General features: G+C 41.6%; 14 protein-coding genes and 2 pseudogenes. 14 read left to right on the forward strand and 2 right to left on the reverse strand.

All coding sequences use genetic code 11. The features are described from left to right. Positions 1-14 precede the first annotated feature (14 nt). The 11 genes and pseudogenes from pcrA to rlmD (ACZ42C_RS18875) form a co-directional block, all read left to right on the forward strand. A complete protein-coding gene (pcrA, locus tag ACZ42C_RS18825) occupies positions 15-2,234 on the forward strand; it encodes a DNA helicase PcrA (RefSeq protein ID WP_461183184.1) in 2,220 nt (739 codons plus the stop codon). Positions 2,235-2,248: 14 nt separating this feature from the next. Continuing rightward, the gene (gene ligA, locus ACZ42C_RS18830) at positions 2,249-4,252 is read left to right on the forward strand and encodes an NAD-dependent DNA ligase LigA (protein WP_461183183.1); all 2,004 of its coding nucleotides are present in this window, start codon (positions 2,249-2,251) and stop codon (positions 4,250-4,252) included. Positions 4,253-4,263: 11 nt separating this feature from the next. Then, positions 4,264-5,502: a CamS family sex pheromone protein gene (locus ACZ42C_RS18835; RefSeq protein WP_461183182.1), complete on the forward strand. Its 1,239-nt coding sequence runs from the start codon at positions 4,264-4,266 to the stop codon at positions 5,500-5,502. Between the two features lie 139 nt (positions 5,503-5,641). Then, entirely contained in the window at positions 5,642-7,189 is a 1,548-nt protein-coding gene (pruA, locus tag ACZ42C_RS18840; protein WP_461183181.1) for an L-glutamate gamma-semialdehyde dehydrogenase, read from the forward strand. 207 nt (positions 7,190-7,396) lie between these two features. Further along, complete coding sequence (locus ACZ42C_RS18845) at positions 7,397-8,677, forward strand: helix-turn-helix domain-containing protein (RefSeq protein WP_464891303.1); 1,281 nt, start codon at positions 7,397-7,399, stop codon at positions 8,675-8,677. Positions 8,678-8,697: 20 nt separating this feature from the next. Then, a complete protein-coding gene (locus ACZ42C_RS18850; RefSeq protein WP_461183179.1) occupies positions 8,698-8,838 on the forward strand; it encodes a hypothetical protein in 141 nt (46 codons plus the stop codon). A gap of 275 nt (positions 8,839-9,113) precedes the next feature. Beyond that, positions 9,114-9,407, forward strand: a complete 294-nt coding sequence (gene gatC / locus ACZ42C_RS18855) for an Asp-tRNA(Asn)/Glu-tRNA(Gln) amidotransferase subunit GatC (RefSeq protein WP_461183178.1) — start codon at positions 9,114-9,116, stop codon at positions 9,405-9,407. 91 nt (positions 9,408-9,498) lie between these two features. Beyond that, positions 9,499-10,965 (forward strand): Asp-tRNA(Asn)/Glu-tRNA(Gln) amidotransferase subunit GatA, encoded by a 1,467-nt coding sequence (gene gatA, locus ACZ42C_RS18860; RefSeq protein WP_461183177.1) that lies wholly within the window; start codon positions 9,499-9,501, stop codon positions 10,963-10,965. After that, the gene (gene gatB / locus ACZ42C_RS18865) at positions 10,962-12,392 is read left to right on the forward strand and encodes an Asp-tRNA(Asn)/Glu-tRNA(Gln) amidotransferase subunit GatB (RefSeq protein WP_461183176.1); all 1,431 of its coding nucleotides are present in this window, start codon (positions 10,962-10,964) and stop codon (positions 12,390-12,392) included. The genes gatA and gatB overlap by 4 nt, the downstream gene beginning before the upstream one ends. Positions 12,393-12,591: 199 nt before the next feature. Continuing rightward, positions 12,592-13,485 (forward strand): diacylglycerol kinase, encoded by an 894-nt coding sequence (locus tag ACZ42C_RS18870; protein WP_461183175.1) that lies wholly within the window; start codon positions 12,592-12,594, stop codon positions 13,483-13,485. A gap of 103 nt (positions 13,486-13,588) precedes the next feature. Next, positions 13,589-14,365: pseudogene (gene rlmD / locus ACZ42C_RS18875) on the forward strand (23S rRNA (uracil(1939)-C(5))-methyltransferase RlmD); the annotation flags it as partial. 163 nt (positions 14,366-14,528) lie between these two features. Here the strand turns inward: rlmD (ACZ42C_RS18875) and ACZ42C_RS18880 are convergent. Beyond that, complete coding sequence (locus tag ACZ42C_RS18880; RefSeq protein ID WP_461183821.1) at positions 14,529-15,758, reverse strand: IS4 family transposase; 1,230 nt, start codon at positions 15,756-15,758, stop codon at positions 14,529-14,531. Between the two features lie 145 nt (positions 15,759-15,903). On the opposite strand from ACZ42C_RS18880, the pseudogene rlmD (ACZ42C_RS18885) reads away from it, so the two are divergent. After that, positions 15,904-16,518: pseudogene (gene rlmD / locus ACZ42C_RS18885) on the forward strand (23S rRNA (uracil(1939)-C(5))-methyltransferase RlmD); the annotation flags it as partial. A gap of 267 nt (positions 16,519-16,785) precedes the next feature. Then, complete coding sequence (locus tag ACZ42C_RS18890; RefSeq protein WP_461183626.1) at positions 16,786-17,664, forward strand: AraC family transcriptional regulator; 879 nt, start codon at positions 16,786-16,788, stop codon at positions 17,662-17,664. Between the two features lie 125 nt (positions 17,665-17,789). Here ACZ42C_RS18890 and ACZ42C_RS18895 read toward each other — a convergent pair whose 3' ends face one another. After that, entirely contained in the window at positions 17,790-18,344 is a 555-nt protein-coding gene (locus tag ACZ42C_RS18895) for an NADPH-dependent FMN reductase (RefSeq protein WP_461183627.1), read from the reverse strand. A gap of 461 nt (positions 18,345-18,805) precedes the next feature. Between ACZ42C_RS18895 and ACZ42C_RS18900 the strand changes: the two genes are divergently transcribed. Then, positions 18,806-19,768 carry a tRNA dihydrouridine synthase gene (locus ACZ42C_RS18900; RefSeq protein ID WP_461183628.1) on the forward strand — a complete coding sequence of 321 codons (963 nt, stop codon included), beginning with the start codon at positions 18,806-18,808 and terminating at the stop codon, positions 19,766-19,768. Positions 19,769-19,809: the final 41 nt, after the last annotated feature.

Below are 19,809 nucleotides of genomic sequence, written 5' to 3' on the forward strand. Positions count from 1 at the left end.
AAGGCGGTGTAGCTATGAGTCAAACAGTAAATGACTTGTTGAATGGGTTGAATAAACAGCAGCAGGAAGCGGTGAAGCATACCGAAGGGCCGCTGCTTATTATGGCAGGTGCAGGCAGTGGAAAAACAAGGGTGCTCACCCACCGGATTGCTTATTTGCTTGGTGAGAAAGATGTGAGTGCCAGAAATGTACTTGCCATTACCTTTACGAATAAAGCAGCAAGGGAAATGAAGGACCGTGTCCGGAAACTGATTGGACTGGAAAGTGAATATATGTGGGTTTCCACATTTCACTCCATGTGTGTCCGGATTTTGCGCAGGGATATTGAGCGAATTGGCTACAGCCGGAACTTCACGATATTGGACAGCAGTGATCAGCTGTCCGTGATTAAGCAAGTCTTAAAAAATTTAAATATAGACAAGAAACAATTTGACCCCCGTGCGATGCTTGGGCAAATCAGTGCAGCAAAGAATGAACTGATCACATTCGAGGAATACAACCAAAAGGTGGGGAATTTTTATGAACGGCAGGTGGGACAAATTTATGAAGCCTACCAAAAAATACTGCGTAAAAACCAGTCGCTTGATTTTGACGATTTAATCATGCAGACGATACATTTATTTAAGCGTGTCCCGGAAGTATTGGAATATTATCAGCGAAGATTTCAATATATTCACGTGGATGAGTATCAGGATACAAACCATGCACAATATATATTAGTAAAACAGTTGGCAAGCCGTTATCAGAACCTTTGTGTCGTCGGTGATTCCGATCAGTCCATTTATCGTTGGCGCGGTGCGGATATTACAAACATCCTTTCCTTTGAGAAGGATTATCCTGCTTCCCGCACCATTTTCCTGGAGCAAAATTACCGTTCCACCAAGTCAATTCTTGATGCAGCGAACTATGTCATTGAAAATAATAAAGGAAGAAAACCAAAAAAATTGTGGACGGAAAACCCGGATGGAAAAAAACTTCATTACATTCAAGGGGCAACAGAACAGGAAGAGGCACTATTTGTCGTAGAAAAAATTCAGGAGCTGACAACGGAAAAAGGATTTTCTCCGAGTGAAGTGGCCATTCTGTACCGGACAAACGCCCAGTCCCGGGCCATTGAGGATACCCTGGTAAAAGCAAATGTTCCTTATCAAATGGTCGGCGGGCTGAAATTCTATGAGCGAAAAGAAATAAAAGATATGCTGAGCTATTTGCGTTTGATTACAAATCCGGATGATGATTTAAGCTTTGAGCGTGTAGTGAACGTACCGAAACGGGGTATTGGAAAAACTTCCATCGAACGCCTGCAACAGTATGCTGCAGCAAATGACTTATCGCTCCATGAAGCTGTTCAGGAAATTGATTTTACCGGTGTACCCAAAAAAGCAGCACAGGCTTTGGCGGACTTCAGTGAACTCATTGAAACCCTGTCCAAACAGCAGGAATTTTTAACGGCGACAGATATGGTGGAAGCAGTGTTGACACGCACAGGCTACGAAGAAATGCTGAAAAATGAACAGACCCTGGAATCACAAAGCCGCCTGGAAAACCTGGAAGAGTTCATGACGGTGACCCAGGATTTTGAAGCTGCAGCGGAAGAAGACAAGACATTGGTAGCCTTTCTCACTGATCTTGCATTAATTGCGGATATAGACCGGATGGAAGAAGAAACAGAGGCAGAAAAGATTACTTTAATGACACTCCATGCAGCAAAGGGATTGGAATTTCCGGTTGTTTTCTTAATCGGAATGGAAGAAAATATTTTCCCGCACAGCCGATCCATGTTTGATGAAAAAGAGATGGAAGAAGAACGCAGGCTGGCTTACGTAGGAATTACCCGGGCGGAACAGGAGCTTTATTTAACTCATGCAAAAATGCGCACCCTATACGGAAGAACCAACATGAACCCCGTGAGCCGGTTCATCAATGAAATACCGGATGAATTGGTGGATGGAATGGAGGAGGCGAATGCCTCTATGTTCGGCGCGGGTTTCGGTGTGCCTGAAGCAAAACCGGACAGGCCGAAACGGAAAGCCGGACGAATGAAAGCCGCTGCCAGCGCAAGTGATGAAACATGGGCACCGGGAGATAAGGCTAAACATAAAAAATGGGGAACTGGAACAGTTGTGAAAGTGCAGGGTGAAGGAGAAGCGATGGAGCTGGATATTGCCTTTCCTGCACCGACCGGCATTAAACGGGTGCTGGCACAGCTTGCTCCGATCACGAAAGAAGATTAGGGAGGTTTCCGGTTTTGGATAAACAACAAGCCGAGGTTAAAATAAGCGAACTAAGAAATTTATTGAATCAATATGGATATGAGTATTATGTGCTCGACCAACCAACTGTCCCTGATGCGGAATACGACCAGAAAATGCAGGAACTGATCAAACTGGAAGCGGATTTTCCGGAATTCATCACAGAAGATTCACCTACACAGCGGGTGGGCGGCGAACCACTGGAAGGTTTTCAAAAGGTGCAGCATGATGTGCCGATGATGAGCCTGGCAAATGCATTTAATGAACAGGATCTGCGAGATTTTGTACGGCGTGCGGGACAGGGAACGAGTGAAGCGATCAGCTTTGTCTGTGAATTAAAAATAGACGGGCTGGCTGTCTCCCTGACCTATGAAGATGGCCGATTGGTGAGGGGGGCGACCCGGGGTGACGGGACGATCGGCGAAGATATTACAAGTAATTTAAAAACGGTTCGCAGTATTCCTCTTACTATAGAGGAAACAGGCAGAATTGAAGTCCGAGGAGAAGCTTACATGCCGCATCAATCCTTCCTCGCTCTAAATGAAATAAAAAAGGAAAAGGGCGAAGAACCGTTTGCCAACCCAAGAAATGCTGCAGCAGGATCATTGAGACAGCTGGATCCGAAAATAGCAGCAAGCCGTAACCTGGATATATTTTTATACGGTGTCGGAGAGTGGCAGGGAGAAGCACTGGAAACTCACAGCGAAAGGCTGAACAAACTGAAGGAACTGGGATTCAAAACAAATCCCGAATGGAAAACATGTAAAACAGTCGAGGAAGTCATGGAGTTTGTGGAATATTGGACAGAGGAACGCCCGAATTTAAGCTATGAAATTGATGGGATTGTTATTAAAGTTGATAACTTGAACCAACAGGAGGAATTGGGCTTCACCGCAAAAAGTCCCCGCTGGGCAATAGCGTATAAATTTCCGGCGGAAGAGGCAATTACGAAGCTTACGGCGATTGAACTCAATGTAGGAAGAACCGGAGTTGTTACTCCAACAGCTATCCTGGAACCGGTAAAAGTTGCAGGCACAACGGTCCAGCGGGCGACTCTGCATAATGAAGATTTAATCCGCGAACAGGATATACGAATCGGTGATACCCTCGTGATCAAAAAAGCAGGGGATATTATTCCAAAAGTGGTACGGGTAGTCGAAGAAAAAAGAACAGGGGATGAAGAAGAATTCCATATGCCTGATAACTGCCCGGAATGTGGGAATGAACTTGTCCGGCTGGAAGAAGAAGTGGCATTAAGATGCATTAATCCAAATTGCCCCGCTCAATTAAAGGAAGGGCTGATTCACTTTGTTTCCAGAGATGCCATGAATATTGACGGTCTCGGCGAAAAAGTAATTACACAGCTTTTTCGGGAAGGACTCATTCAAACGATAGCAGATCTGTACCGATTGAAAAAAGATGAGTTACTGGAACTCGAACGAATGGGAGAAAAGTCAGCAAACAATCTATTGCAGGCTATTAAAACTTCCAAAGAAAATTCACTTGAAAAGCTATTGTTTGGTTTAGGAATACGTTATGTCGGATCGAAGGCAGCAAGAACACTAGCGATGGAATTTGAAACAATGGAAAATCTGCAGCAGGCAACCTTTGAAGAGTTAGTAGCCATTGACGAAATTGGAGATAAAATGGCAGATGCCATTGTTCAGTATTTTTCTGAAGAGAAGGTATCCGCATTATTACGTGAACTCCAGCAGATCGGTGTAAACATGATATATAAAGGTCCAAAGCAAACGAGCACGGCAGAAGATTCCGCTTTTGCCGGAAAAACAGTAGTACTGACTGGTAAAATGGAGAACTACACGAGAAATGAAGCAAAAGAGCTGGTGGAAGCAAGAGGTGGATCGGTTACAGGTAGTGTAAGCAAAAAGACGGATTTGCTTATTGCCGGTGAGGACGCCGGGAGCAAACTGGATAAAGCGAAAAAACTTAACGTGGAAATTTGGGATGAACAACAGTTGAAAGAGGCCATAGAGGGATAGAGGTGTCATGCATGAAAAAAACAGGAATTTGGTTAACAGCCTTCCTTTTTATAATACTGACGGGCTGCCTGCCACAGCAAGATACGGAGGAAGAAGTGGTACAAAATGAATCCGAACAGGAAACTTCCCTTGTACCCAGTCACCGCCTTGATGAGGAAAATTATCGGATGATTATTCCCTATAGGCCAAGCGAAGCACGTGGTGTGATTACCAATCAGGTGGCTAATCGTCTGGATATTGATGAACTGGAGGAAGGCCTGATGCGTCATTCCAAGGATGTGTTCGAGCCGGAGGAATATTTATTCCAGGAAGGACAGTATTTAACATCCAGTATGGTATATGACTGGCTTGGCAGATCCTTGACGGAGGAAGAACTGGAAAGGGAAGTGGAACGGGAAATAGCGCGTCTTGAGGAAGAGGAGATGACGGTGAATGAAGATCAAATCAGGGAAAATCTCCAGCAGGGGTTGAACCCGGCCATCGAGGATACGGAAGATATGGACGTGGATGATGCCATTGAAAGGCATGAGGAAAGCCCGAGATACCTCTCCCATATACTGGAGCAGAATTTTTTACAGAGAACAGATGGTGATTCAGTTGAGCTTGCCGGGATGTCGATTGGCATCGCCATGAAATCAGTATACCGGTACCAGCTGGAAACCGGGGGAACCTATTACTATGAGGATATTTCCGAAAGCGAGATGCTTGAGCAGGGAGAAGAGATTGCACAGGAAATATTAAATAGGGTCCGCGAGATAGAAGGCCTGGAAAATGTGCCTGTCATGCTGGCTATTTACAGAGAAGCAGAACAATCATCACCGGTACCGGGTAATTTCGTTGCAAAAACAACCGTTGATGGTGGAGTAAACTCCATTGGGGATTGGGATTCGATTTCGGATGAGTATATTCTGTTCCCTTCAGACGAAGGAAGAGAGAATTACTTTGATGACCATGAAGTGATATCAAGCTTTGGAGAAGAAATTGCCCAATTTTTCCCTAATTACGTAGGGATTATTGGAGAAGGCTTCTATATAGATGAGGAGCTGCAGCGGCTAAGCATTGAAATACCCCTTGAGTTTTACGGGAAAGCGGAAGTCGTCGGTTTTACACAGTTTGCTTATGGGCAGGTGCAGGATATGTTTGCCAATTATTTTGAATTGGAGATAAGGGTGACTTCAAGTAACAAGGTTGAAAGTTTGATTTATCGGCCTGCCAATGCTGAATCACCTACTGTGCATATTTTTCATTAATTAGCTGATCGTTGAACGGTTCATTTGGTCTAGCTTTATATTTTCAGATGAGTCCCTGTTTATGAAGAAAAAACGTTTGAAATCAATGGGATGGGAGAGGATAAAAAATAGACCATGTATGCAGGAGGTATTTTAAATAATGGTAGTCCCTTATAAACATGAACCGTTCACGGACTTCAGCAAAGAAGAAAACCAAAAAGCCATGTTGGAAGCATTAAAAAAAGTGGAAAAGGACCTGGGAAAGGATTATCCGCTGATCATTGGCGGAGAGCGGGTATCAACAGAGGATAAAATTTTGTCTGTCAACCCGGCGAACAAGAAAGAAGTCATCGGGTATGTGTCCAAAGCGGACAAAGAATTAGCAGAGAGAGCGATGAAAGTAGCTGATACGACTTTTGAAACATGGAGAAAGTCCGATCCGAAATTCCGGGCTGATATTCTCTTCCGTGCATCTGCCATTGTCCGCCGGCGCAAAAATGAATTCACCGCTCATTTGATTAAAGAAGGCGGTAAACCGTGGAAGGAAGCAGATGCAGATACGGCTGAAGCCATTGATTTTATGGAATATTACGGAAGACAAATGCTTGAAATAATGGATGGAAAACCAGTGGAAAGCCGCCCCATAGAATTTAACCAGTATCATTATATACCGCTGGGTGTAGGTGTCGTCATTTCCCCTTGGAACTTTCTTTTTGCCATCATGTGCGGAACAGCGGTTTCCGCCATGGTCACAGGTAACACTGTATTACTGAAACCGGCCAGCCCAACACCGGTGATTGCGTATAAGTTGATGGAAGTATTGGAGGAAGCCGGGCTTCCGGATGGGGTCATCAATTTAATTCCCGGACCGGGAAGCGAAGTAGGCGATTACTTAGTGGACCACCCACGCACGCGCTTTGTCAGTTTTACCGGCTCCCGTGATATTGGAACACGGATTTTTGAGCGTGCTGCCAAGATTCAGGAGGGCCAGAAGTGGCTGAAGCGAACCATCATTGAAATGGGCGGAAAAGATACAATTATTGTTGATAACAATGCGGACCTGGAGCTTGCAGCCCAGTCCATTGTACAATCAGCATTTGGCTTTTCAGGCCAAAAATGTTCTGCCTGTTCCCGGGCAGTGATCCATGAAGATGTGTATGATGAAGTGGCCAGCCGCATCGTTGAATTAACAAAGGAAATGTCTGTCGGCGATCCGTATGATAACACCCATTTTATGGGGCCGGTTATTAATCAGAAAGGCTTCGATAAAATTATGGGTTATATTGATATCGGAAAAAATGAAGGAAAACTGCTTACAGGTGGCAACGGAGATGATAAAAAAGGCTGGTTTATTGAACCAACTGTTTTTGGCGAAGTGGATCCGGAAGCGACCATTATGCAGGAAGAAATTTTCGGACCAGTCGTTGGATTGACAAAAGCCAAGAATTTCGACGAGGCCATTAAAATTGCCAACAATACCGAATATGGTTTAACCGGTGCAGTCATAACCAATAACAGAAAGCATTTGGAGCAGGCTAGAGAAGACTTCCATGTAGGAAATCTTTATTTCAACCGCGGCTGCACAGCGGCAATTGTCGGTTACCAGCCATTCGGCGGTTTTAACATGTCAGGTACCGATTCCAAAGCTGGTGGGCCTGATTACCTAATCCAGCACATGCAGCCAAAGACAACTTCCGAAATGTTTTAAGTAATGGGGAATTAGTCATATTTTGTCGATAAGCCTTTTTTTGAGCAAAATCAGCTTAAAAAAGGCTTATTTTCTTCAAATAGGAAAATCGGAAAGTTTTTAAGGCGATTATCGCTATATTTACCCTATGAATTTCCCAATATGAATTATCAGAAAGTATGTTATAATATCAATATACAGAGTCATATAATTCTAGTAAAGGTTAGGGTGGGTATATTGATAGAGGTTGGGTCTCTTATAAAATTGCAGCGAACGAAACAGAACATGACCCAGGGTGATCTTGCCAGAGGAATTGTTTCCTTATCTTACTTATCCAAGATTGAGAACCTGAAGACAGAAGCCAGCCCTGAGATACTTCAAGCACTGTGTACCCGGCTTGGCATACAAATTGATAATTCCTTGAACACCACTATCCAGGAAAAATGCAAAGAATGGTACGGGATGCTGTTTGAGGCCAATGATAAAGAAGAGATTATTAATAAATACGAAGAAATACAGAAATTAATGGATGAAAATCTTACCGAGAATTTACTGATGTTTGAAATACATAAAGTAAGGTATTTTTTAATAATCGGCGACTACGATAAAGCAGAGGAAAAAATTAAACAGCTTAATGATATCTCCGGTACCTTTGATAACCTGCATTTATTTTACTGGTATAAATTTAAGGGGAATTACAGTACACTGGCAAATGGAGAATATAATGAAAGTATGCGGCTATATAAAAAAGCTGAAGAAAGAGCAAGGCAAAGTGATGTGAGTGAAGAAGAAATAGCTGATTTGCATTATACGATGGGAGTAACGCATACTAAATTAAGAAAAACCATGGAAGCAATTGAATACTCCAAAAAAGCGCTAGATGTTTTTATGAAAGAATATAATTTTATCCGATGTGCTCAATGTCACAATTTATTAGGGATTTCCTATAGAAGAATAAAGATGTATGATAATGCAATTAAAAACTATAATCTAGCATTACATTTAGGTAAATTGACTAAAAATAAGCAATTAATTTTATTAACACACCAAAACCTGGGCCATTTATACTTTACAAAAAGAGAATCTCAGGAAGCAATTAAACATTTCCAGGCGGTTTTAAACGACGAAGAAGCTCATTCTCTTGATCATTTATATACTATAGCATCTTTAATTAGTGAATATTATCGTATGGAGAAATTTAAAGAAGCCCGGGATTCTGTTAACTACGGATTGAAGTTATTGAAAGAATTTGAAGGAGATGAACAATACAAAATTTATCATATAATTATTCATGCATATGATCATCTTCTTAAAGAAGAATATAAAGAGTTCCAAAAGTTGATCATTAATGACTGTTTACCTGATTTAAAGAAGCAAAAAGATTACGGTAATATAGTAATTTATGCGGAATTATTAGCAGACCATTTTGAAAAATTTCATAAGTATAAAGATGCGACGAAGTATTATAAGTTGGCTAATTTTGCATACAAGCAAATTACAAATATTTAATTCTATTAGGGGGGGAGACAATGAAAAAAATGATTTCAGCATTTGCTATTGGTGCTTTACTGGTAACTGGTTTTCTTTTAACACAGCCACAAGATGATGCTGCACTCAGTGATAGGGTGCCAAGTATTCTATCAGTAAAACAACCTAACCACTTTTTTTAATTTCTAAAAGTAGTAAGTACATCAGTAATGTTTTTACCCTATTTACCAAATGATAGATTGACCTGAAACAGCGTGGAACCTGTTTCAGGATTTTTTTTGTTTAAAACATCTTTTATTTTACAATACTTTATAAGAGTGCACGTAAAAAAGAGCGGAAAAGAAGAGGGCAAAAGTTGCCTGCAACAGGCATGTTCTGCTATCATCAATAGTGTTATACTTCATTAATCAAAAAAGAGTGGAACGATATAAATAATTGTTTGACTGGAGGGTAATCGATGACGAATATAACAAAAGACCAGGTAAAGCATGTTGCCGAACTTGCCCGCTTGGCCATTTCCGAAGAGGAAGCGGATATGCTGACAGATCAATTAAGTGAAATCATTGAATCCGCTGATCTATTGAATGAATTGGATACCGATGATGTGGAGCCGATTACACATGCATCGGACTTAAAAAATGTTTTGCGTAAGGACGAACCTGAATCATGGATTACAAAAGAAGACGCACTGAAAAATGCCCCGGATCAGAAGGATGGACATTTTCGCGTGCCATCTATATTGGCAGATTAAAAAATTAATCTTTTTATCTCCAAAAGTACAACTTAGGCTTTCATCATTAAGAATGGGAAGCCAAGTTTTTAAAGAGTAGGGAGGATGAACGATGTCGCTGTTTGATTTTACCATTAGAGAATTGGAAGAAAAGCTACATAATAAAGAACTTAAAGTAACCGACTTGGTGGATGCCTCCTATGAGCGTATTCAGGAAGTGGATGATCAGGTCTGTGCTTTTTTAACTTTGAATGAGGAAAAAGCACGGGACGCTGCGAGGGAACTGGACAACTCCTCTGACAAAAGAGGAAGCTTGTTTGGGATGCCGGCCGGAATTAAAGATAATATTGTAACAAAGGCACTTCGTACGACTTGTGCAAGTAAAATGCTGGATAATTTTAATGATCCATTATACGACGCCACGGTGATGAAGAAATTAAAAGAACAACAGGCCATCACTATTGGAAAGCTGAATATGGACGAGTTTGCCATGGGATCTTCCAACGAAAACTCCGGCTATTTCATTACGAGAAACCCGTGGAATACGGATTACGTCCCGGGAGGCTCAAGCGGTGGCTCAGCTGCAGCAGTAGCAGCCGGGGAAGTTTTATTTGCATTGGGATCGGATACCGGCGGTTCGATTCGGGAGCCGGCAGCTTATTGTGGTGTGGTCGGTTTAAAACCAACCTATGGACGTGTTTCCCGTTTTGGTCTAGTGGCGTTCGCTTCTTCGCTGGATCAAATTGGACCGATTACAAGATCAGTGGAAGATAATGCAAGAGTGCTTGAAGTATTGGCCGGGCATGATCAGATGGATGCCACATCTGCTCAGTTGGAAGTGCCGAAATACATCGATGCCCTCACCAATGATGTAAAAGGTTTAAAAATTGCAGTTCCAAGTGAATATTTGGGCGAGGGTGTGGCGCCTGAGGTCAAGGAAGCAGTGCAAAAAGCACTGAAGGTATATGAATCTTTGGGTGCAACCTGGGAAGAAGTTTCTCTCCCTCACTCAAAATACGCCATGGCAACGTATTATATTATTGCATCATCCGAGGCCTCATCCAATCTTGCCCGCTTTGACGGAGTGCGTTATGGTGTCCGGGCGGAAGCGGATAATATGATGGATATGTTTAAAAAATCCCGGAGCGAGGGATTTGGTGAAGAAGTGAAGCGTCGTATTATGCTCGGAACATTTGCATTAAGTGCGGGGCATTATGATGCGTATTATAAAAAAGCCCAGAAAGTCCGTACACTGATGAAGGGTGATTTTGACAAAATATTTGAAGACTATGATGTGGTGATCGGGCCAACTTCACCGACCCCGGCGTTTAAGATTGGTGAGAAGACCGATGATCCATTAACGATGTATGCCAATGATATTTTAACCATTCCGGTTAACTTGGCAGGTGTGCCGGGAATTTCCCTGCCATGCGGATTTTCTGAAGATGGCCTGCCCATCGGTTTGCAGATTATCGGAAAGCATTTTGATGAAAGTACAGTTTACCGTGCTGCCCATGCTTATGAGCAGGCAACGGATCATCATAAGAAACGACCTCAAATTGGGGGTGCTGGCAAATGAATTTTGAAACGATCATAGGATTGGAAGTACACGTGGAACTGAAAACAGCATCTAAAATTTTCAGTCCCAGCGTGAATGCGTTTGGTACGGATCCAAATACGAATATTAACCCGATAGACCTGGGATATCCCGGTGTGTTGCCTGTGTTGAATGAAGAGGCGGTAAATTTTGCAATGAAAGCAGCGATGGCTTTGAACTGTGATATTGCCTCGCATACTAAATTTGACCGTAAAAATTATTTTTATCCGGATAACCCAAAAGCCTATCAAATTTCCCAATATGATCAGCCAATTGGGGAAAACGGCTGGATTGATATTGAAGTAGACGGAAAGAAAAAAAGGATTGGCATCACCCGTCTTCATATGGAAGAAGATGCGGGAAAATTAATGCACGGGGATGATGGTTATTCCCTGGTGGACTTTAACAGACAGGGAACACCACTTGTGGAAATTGTTTCTGAACCGGATATCCGATCTCCGGAGGAAGCTTATGCATATTTGGAGAAACTGAAAAATATCATTCAGTATACCGGTGTTTCCGATGTGAAAATGCAGGAGGGTTCACTACGGTGTGATGCTAATATTTCCCTCCGCCCCATTGGACAGGAGGAGTTTGGAACGAAGACGGAATTAAAGAACCTGAACTCGTTTAACTATGTTCAAAAAGGGCTGGAATTTGAAGAAAAACGCCAGGAAAGAGTATTGCTGTCCGGCGGGGAAATCTTGCAGGAAACCCGCCGATATGATGAGAAAACAAAAGAAACTATTTTAATGCGGGTGAAAGAAGGAGCGGATGATTACCGCTACTTTCCGGAGCCGGATATTCTGCCGATCTACATTGATGAGGAATGGAAAGAACGAATTCGCCGGGATATTCCGGAACTGCCGGATGCCCGCAAAAAACGCTATATGGATCAGCTTGGTCTGTCAGAATATGATGCAGAAGTGCTCACCAGCTCGAAGGAAATGGCTGACTTTTTTGAAGAAGCACTTGAGTATGATGCCGACAAAAAACAGGTTTCCAACTGGCTCATGGGTGAAGTTTCTGCATATATGAATAAGCATTACAAAGAGCTTCAGGACCTTGCTATTACACCTAAGGCTTTAGCCGATATGATCAATTTGATTGAGGACGGAACAATTTCCTCCAAAATGGCGAAAAAAGTTTTTGCCGAACTGGTGGAAAACGGGGGAGATCCGGAAAAGATTGTAAAAGAAAAAGGACTTGTGCAAATTTCCGATGAAGGTCAATTGAAAGAAATTATCGGGAAAGTGCTCGAGGACAATGAGCAATCCATCATTGATTATAAAAATGGAAAAGCAAAAGCGCAGAAGTTTCTTGTTGGTCAGGTAATGAAAGCAACAAAAGGGCAGGCAAACCCGCCAATGGTTAATAAGATTCTTAAGGAAGAGTTGGATAAAAGGTAAATTGGACACCAGACTGCTATCTTCCACGGTAGCGGTCTGGAGTTTTTACGGCTGAGGAAAAAATATCACAATAAATAATCCACATGCTGATCATGAACAATCAACCAAGAAAAGTATTAAATGGATAATACCTCATCATCGATGTAATATGAAGGTAAGCTTACCTAGTGTGTGTTAGATGTTAATGGGGGAAAATACAATGAAAAGAGCTAGAATCATCTATAATCCAACATCAGGCAGGGAGTCTTTTAAAAAAGAACTGCCGAATGTATTGGAAAGATTGGAAATTGCCGGGTATGAAGCATCAGCCCATGCCACGACCGGGGAAGATGATGCCATGAAAGCAGCGAGAATTGCTGTGGAACGGAAATTCGATCTGATTGTCGCAGCCGGCGGGGATGGGACGATTAATGAAGTCATTAACGGCATGGCTGAACAGGAATATCGTCCGAAGCTCGGTATCATTCCAACAGGCACAACCAATGATTTTGCCAGGGCCCTCCATATTCCAAAGGATATACAAAAGGCCGTGGATGTCATTTTACATGGTTCTGCCAAATTCCTTGATGTCGGGAAGGTGAATGATCAATACTTTATTAATATTGCAGGTGGAGGAAAGCTGACAGAGCTGACCTATGATGTGCCAAGCAAATTAAAAACGATGATTGGCCAATTGGCTTACTATGTGAAGGGGATTGAGATGCTGCCATCCCTGAAGCCCACTTCCGCAAAAATTATTTGCGACGGGGAAGTTATTGTCGATGAAGACATCATGCTCTTTTTAATTGCGAATACAAACTCTGTCGGTGGATTTGAGAAACTGGCACCTGATGCAGAGATGGATGATGGCTACTTCGATGTCATTATTTTACGAAAGACCAACCTGGCTGATTTTATCCGCCTGGTAACGATGGCACTGCGCGGCACGCATTTGGAGGATGATCTCATTATATATATGCAGGCCAAACATATTGAATTAACGACAGATGAAAAAATGCAATTGAATATTGATGGGGAGTATGGCGGCATGTTGCCTGGAGAATTTAAAAATCTGCAGCAGCATATTGAATTTATGCTGCCTGATGAAGGTTAGAAAGGATTACTGGGAGGTAGTCCTTTTTTTAATGAATAGTGATCGTGACGGAAAAGCTATGATAAAATGGATGAAATATATCAGTACGAAAAGGAAGAGAAGAATGACAAAAGCACCAGTAAAGAAAAATGAGACGGTAACACTGAAATTTGAAGACTTGACCCATGAAGGAAATGGAGTAGGAAAAATTAACGGTTATCCATTATTTGTGCCCTATGGGTTACCGGGTGAGGAAGCAGACGTAAAGGTAGTGAAAGTAAATAAAAATTTCGGCTTTGGAAAGTTGCTGGAGACAAAACGTAAAAGTGATGACAGGGTGGAACCACCGTGTAACGTTTTTTATCAATGCGGCGGATGCCAACTGCAGCATATGAGCTATGACCTGCAGCTGAAAATGAAACAGAACCAGGTGGAAAACGTGATGCGGAAGATTGCCAAGCTTGAGCATGTACCGGTCCATCCGACAATTGGCATGGAGGATCCGTGGCGGTATAGGAATAAAGTACAAATGCCAGTTGGTGAAAGACATGGGGAGTTAATAACCGGGTTTTATCGGAAACGCAGTCATGAAATTATTGATGATATGGAAACATGCGTCATTCAGGATGAATTAAATGACCGGTCCATCCATGCGGTTCGCCGGATAGCCAATCAACTGGGGATTCGCGCTTATGATGAAAAAACAGATCGCGGCGTGCTCCGGCATATTATGGTACGGACAGGCAGGGAAACAAAGGATACAATGATTGTCCTGATTACACGTACACATGATTTGCCCCATAAAAAAGCGCTTATACGCGAGATAACAGATACATTCCCCCACGTGAAATCCATCGTGCATAATGTGAACGATCAACGGACCAACATGATTATGGGAAAGACACTAGCGTTGCATTAAAAAGTAAAAACAATGTCAATCAATAAATCTGGTAGCTTCAGTTATTTAGTTCAATTTTCTGATAAATACCTAGTTTTATTCGAGAAAAAAAGTTAATATGCTTTAAAGGTAGCCCTTCATCCATTTTTAGAATTTTATATATTTATTAGTTAACTGGATCGTAGCTTAGATCATCTAAGTGCAAAACCTCCTCTGATTCGTATTGTGCCAAGGTTTCATTAAAAACCTTTTCGTGGTCCAGCCTTCGTCGTCCATTGGATGATCGTTCTGGTTTCCTGAATAATTCGGAAATAAAAAATGTCATGGATTGTGACCAGAAATCACGGGTCCAACGCAACATTTCGACTAAAGTTCCTTCATAGCCCAACTTGTTTTTCATTAACAGGGTTAGGCAGAAAGTAATCATAGCTATTAGTATTTGATTGTATACAGCGTTTTCACTCTTTCCATACAGTTTTTTGATAACCAGATGTTGCTTTATCCATTTGAAAAACAATTCAATTTGCCAGCGATGCCGGTAAATATCACTGATTTCCTGTGCACCGACGGTTGCATCGTTACACACAATTCGGATCTGGTTCCCTTCGCTGTCTACAGTTTCTATTAACTGCAGCGGATTCTTCATGTTTCCAATCTTCACGATCGCATGCCTGGAGATTGAAGAATCCTCATCTACCGGCAATTCCTCGATGACATTTACAACAGTATTCGATTTAATTCTTGTGGCAAACCGGATACCTTTTTCACAATAATAATCAAACTTAGCAAAGTTGAAATAACCTCGATCGAAGACATGAAGGACCCCTTTATCCGGCACAATTAATGAATCCAACTGAGTTTCATCAGCAGGTCTTGCAGGGGTAAGTATCATATCATTTGGATAAGAGATATCATCACAAAAGACGATGGAAGTATGCATCTTCACTCCCGCTTTTGTCTCCCGAAAATCTGCCCATTCATATTGGCTGAGACACATGGAAATGGTCGATGAATCAATCAGATGAAGCTTTCCAAGTGATTTGTCTGTCATTGTTGGGCCAAGTATTTGGTGCAGCTTTTGAATTAAATGATGCAGGATCGCCTGAAAAATCTCGGGTGGAATATCTCCATTTTTTCGAGAGAGTTGTGATTTACTAATGCTCTCTATACCAACAAGTCTTTGCACCGTTTTCTTTCGTTTAATCGTATCACTTATCCGCTTCAGACTATCTAAGTTTTTTAACTGGGCATAGATAAAAGCATTCGTAAACGTAAGTACATCAAGCTTTTTGACGTATTTGTCAACTTCGGCATGATCAATCATTTTTTGTATTACCTTTGAATCTAATGGATGAATGTATTCCTTGAATACAGTTTTTATGGTATTATTGTCCATGGTTTCTCCTTATAGTTAGGGATTTGGACAGGACTACCATACCCTAATTATAAGGTTTTTTTAATGGATTTTAAAGTGAAAAGATCTAATATTACCAACTTTCAAATAAAATATTTTACTTGATTTTTTAATATTATTTTCCTGCAACGCTAGTGTGGGAAAGAAGACAAAGGTCATTTGGGGAGAAGAATATATTTACGATACGATTGGTGATATCCGTTTTGCGATATCAGCAAAGTCATTCTACCAGGTAAACCCGGAGCAGACGAAAGTGCTGTATGAGAAAGCACTGGAATATGCTCAGATTGGCAGCAATGACATCGTAGTGGATGCTTATTGCGGCATTGGTACGATCTCTTTGTTTTTGGCGCAGCAAGCGAAGAAAGTCTACGGGATCGAGGTGGTGCCGGATGCGATTAGTGATGCAAAAATGAATGCCAGGATCAATGAAATTGAGAACGCTGAATTCTTCGTTGGTAAAGCAGAGGAAGTCATGCCCTGGTGGAAAACCCAAGGGCTGAACCCGGATGTCATTGTCGTTGATCCACCCCGTAAAGGCTGTGAAGTGGATTTCCTGAATGCGATGATGGAGATGGACCCAAAACGGATAGTATATGTATCCTGCAATCCATCCACACTCGCTCGGGATCTTCGCATTCTGGAAGATGGCGGTTATGAAACGATGGAAATACAACCAGTGGATAACTTTCCGCAGACGAACCATATAGAATGTGTGAGTTGGTTGAGGAAGAGAATGTAAACAAAGAATAAACTCTTGCCAAAACCGCCCATTTCACCAGAATAAAGTTTTGCTAAAGCGTTTGAGAGAATGTTTGGAAAAAACTTGATTCCTTATCCGATGTATCTTTCAGGCGTTTTTCTATCAAATCTTTATTACTGCTGTGAATATAGTTTTGGTAAACGTTTGAGTAAATAAGTTTGAAAAAGTCACGACGATACTGTGCACAGATTATCGGATGGGTATGCGCATTCTTTGATAATATCGATGATGATAGGAGGTCGTTTGATGGGTTCGTTAAGTAGTATGAATAAAGCTTTGGCATATATTGAAGAGCACCTAACGGGGGAAGTTGATTATAGTGAAGTATCAAAAATTGCTTGCTGCTCAGAGTATCATTTTAAAAGGATGTTTTCTTTTTTATCAGGAATTGGTTTGTCAGAATATATTCGAAGAAGGAGACTAACGCTGGCTGCCCTTGATTTGAAAGATACAAATTTAAGAATAATCGATGTTGCTGTCAAATATGGTTATGATTCAGCTGATTCATTCTCCCGTGCTTTTCATTCCATGCATGGTACTCTTCCTTCTAAAGCAAGAAGTGAGAGTACAAAGTTAAAAGCCTATCCTAGAATGACCTTTCAATTATCAATTCAAGGAGGATGCGAAATGAATTATCGGATTGTTGAGAAAGGACCTTTTAAGTTAGTAGGATTTAAGAAAAGAGTTCCAATTATTTTTAAAGGTGTCAATCCAGAGATTGCAAATATGACTGAACTTTTAACCCCAAAGGTTATTAAAGAATTAAAAGCACTTGCCAATATAGAACCAACAGGTATTATTAGTGCATCTACTAACTTTTCGGAAGGAAGAATGGAAGAAAAGGGTGAGCTGGATCATTATATCGGAGTAGCAACTTCAAGTGATAAAACAGCCGAATTCGATGTATTGAAAGTAAAAGCCAGTACCTGGGCAGTTTTCGAATCTATTGGACCATTCCCGGAAACACTTCAAAATGTATGGGGAAGGATATATTCAGAGTGGTTTCCATCTTCAGGATATGAGGCAGTTGAAGGTCCTGAAATTTTATGGAATGAGAGTCCAGACACTGGAAATCCAAAATATCGAAGCGAAATCTGGATTCCAGTAAAGAAAAAAGACTATTAAATTACAACAATGTTTATGATTGAGGACGCTCCAAGTCAGAGCGCCCTTTTCGGAAACTATACGAGCGAGGATGGATATGTTGCCGATAAAACACCTCTCCATCGAGTGGGAGAGGTGTTTTATCATTAAACGTATTGCTTCAGGTATGGCTTCATCCACTCCTGGAAGTTTCCAATGACCTCATCTAAAAAGGCAATGGTTGCTTCATCAGTTATATTTCCTTCAGCGTCAAATTTTTCATGTGCGGCACCAATATAGACTTCATTTCCTCCAAGCACCGGAGAATTTAATCCGCTCGCGAAGAGAATATCTCTTAAGTGCATTTGTGCTTTTACGGAACCCAACATTCCCATAGAAGACCCCATAATAATAGATGGTTTCCCATTCATGACTTTTTCTACCCGGCTTAACCAGTCAATTGCATTCCCCAGTACACCCGGGATGGTTGAGTTGTATTCAGGTGTCACCCAAAGAACAGCATCTGCTTCTTTCACTTTTGCTTTGAAATCAACAACTTCCTGTGGCGGATCCAATTCGATATCCTGGTTATACATTGGCAGGGGAGCTAAATCTAAAATCTCCACCTCAAATTTATTTGCATAACGTTGTTGAACGTATTTTGCTAATTGTAAATTATATGAGTCCTTACGAATACTTCCTACGATTGCTGCTACCTTCACTTTCTTTCCCTCCAGATGTAAGCTAATTACGAGGATTTCTATTTATAAGACCAAAGGACATTTATTCACTAAGTGGAACGGCCATTTGGTTTCCCCGTACTTACAAAAGTATAAATGGTTTATTTTATGAAATCAAAAATTCTCTACTGAGTTTACTAATTGAAATATGTCAATCTTGTCAGTTCCCTATTGCCAGTAAAATGGAACTTGTGGCCCTCCCAGACAACTCGACGCTTTTCTTTATGAATAAATATCTACTAAAGATTCTTTGTCCACGAAACAGATTTCTGTCTTAATTAGTTTGGTGGATTATATAAAAATTCGATGAAAGTTTACAATTTCAAGCCATTTGATAAAAAGTACGTAAACATGGTATAAGTATAAAAGGAGCAGAAAGGCTTCTGCTTCTTTTGTTTTGAATACAACTACGACTATCCTGCATGAGAGGAATTGAGTATAAAATGGTAGATAATTTCTGGCGTGATTTACCACGACCGTTTTTTATACTGGCGCCAATGGAGGACGTGACGGATGTTGTGTTTCGTCATGTTGTGAGTGAAGCAGCCAGGCCTGATGTGTTTTTTACAGAGTTCACAAATTCGGAAAGCTATTGTCATCCGGACGGGAAGCAGAGTGTGCGTGGCCGTTTAACTTTTACCGAGGATGAACAGCCGATGGTGGCTCACATATGGGGGGACAAGCCGGAATACTTTCGGCAAATGAGTATTGGTATGGCGGAAGAAGGTTTTAAAGGTGTGGATATCAATATGGGCTGTCCAGTCCCTAATGTGGCAACAAAAGGGAAGGGATGCGGTCTGATCCGCCGTCCGGATGTTGCAGCTGAGTTAATAGAAGCAGCAAAAGCAGGCGGATTACCTGTTAGCGTGAAAACGAGGCTTGGTTACACGTATATTGACGAATGGCGTGACTGGCTGACACACTTATTTGAGCAGGATATCGCTAATCTTTCCATCCATCTGCGTACAAAAAAGGAAATGAGCAAAGTTGATGCGCATTGGGAGTTGATTCCGGAAATTAAAAAACTTCGTGATGAAGTGGCACCCGATACACTTTTGACGATCAATGGGGATATACCGGACCGCAAGACCGGTTTGGATCTGGTTAATCGATATGGTGTCGATGGCGTGATGATTGGGCGGGGTATTTTTAAAAATCCATTTGCTTTCGAAAAAGAGCCGAAAGATCATACCAGTCAGGAGTTGCTGGATCTCTTAAGGTTGCATCTGGATCTTTTTGATAAGTATTCAAAAACAGAGCCGCGTCAGTTCAAGCCACTTCGCCGTTTTTTTAAGATATATGTCCGAGACTTTCGCGGGGCAAGTGAATTAAGACATGCGTTGATGAGCACAGAGTCAACAGACGAAGTGCGGGAACTGCTCAATAATTTTGAACGGAAGGATTGATGGAACGGGGGAGCGTTTATCCCCCGTTCTGAGTTGTATGG

The sequence above is a fragment of the Virgibacillus kimchii genome (genome assembly GCF_055379185.1).

Excerpts from the sequence above, each read along its gene's own strand:
- pcrA (WP_461183184.1), top strand. The coding sequence starts at position 15 with ATGAGTCAAACAGTAAATGACTTGTTGAATGGGTTGAATAAACAGCAG.
- ACZ42C_RS18835 (WP_461183182.1), top strand. The coding sequence starts at position 4,264 with ATGAAAAAAACAGGAATTTGGTTAACAGCCTTCCTTTTTATAATACTG.
- pruA (WP_461183181.1), top strand. The coding sequence starts at position 5,642 with ATGGTAGTCCCTTATAAACATGAACCGTTCACGGACTTCAGCAAAGAA.
- ACZ42C_RS18850 (WP_461183179.1), top strand. The coding sequence starts at position 8,698 with ATGAAAAAAATGATTTCAGCATTTGCTATTGGTGCTTTACTGGTAACT.
- gatC (WP_461183178.1), top strand. The coding sequence starts at position 9,114 with ATGACGAATATAACAAAAGACCAGGTAAAGCATGTTGCCGAACTTGCC.
- gatA (WP_461183177.1), top strand. The coding sequence starts at position 9,499 with ATGTCGCTGTTTGATTTTACCATTAGAGAATTGGAAGAAAAGCTACAT.
- gatB (WP_461183176.1), top strand. The coding sequence starts at position 10,962 with ATGAATTTTGAAACGATCATAGGATTGGAAGTACACGTGGAACTGAAA.
- ACZ42C_RS18870 (WP_461183175.1), top strand. The coding sequence starts at position 12,592 with ATGAAAAGAGCTAGAATCATCTATAATCCAACATCAGGCAGGGAGTCT.
- ACZ42C_RS18880 (WP_461183821.1), bottom strand. The coding sequence starts at position 15,758 with ATGGACAATAATACCATAAAAACTGTATTCAAGGAATACATTCATCCA.
- ACZ42C_RS18890 (WP_461183626.1), top strand. The coding sequence starts at position 16,786 with ATGGGTTCGTTAAGTAGTATGAATAAAGCTTTGGCATATATTGAAGAG.
- ACZ42C_RS18900 (WP_461183628.1), top strand. The coding sequence starts at position 18,806 with ATGGTAGATAATTTCTGGCGTGATTTACCACGACCGTTTTTTATACTG.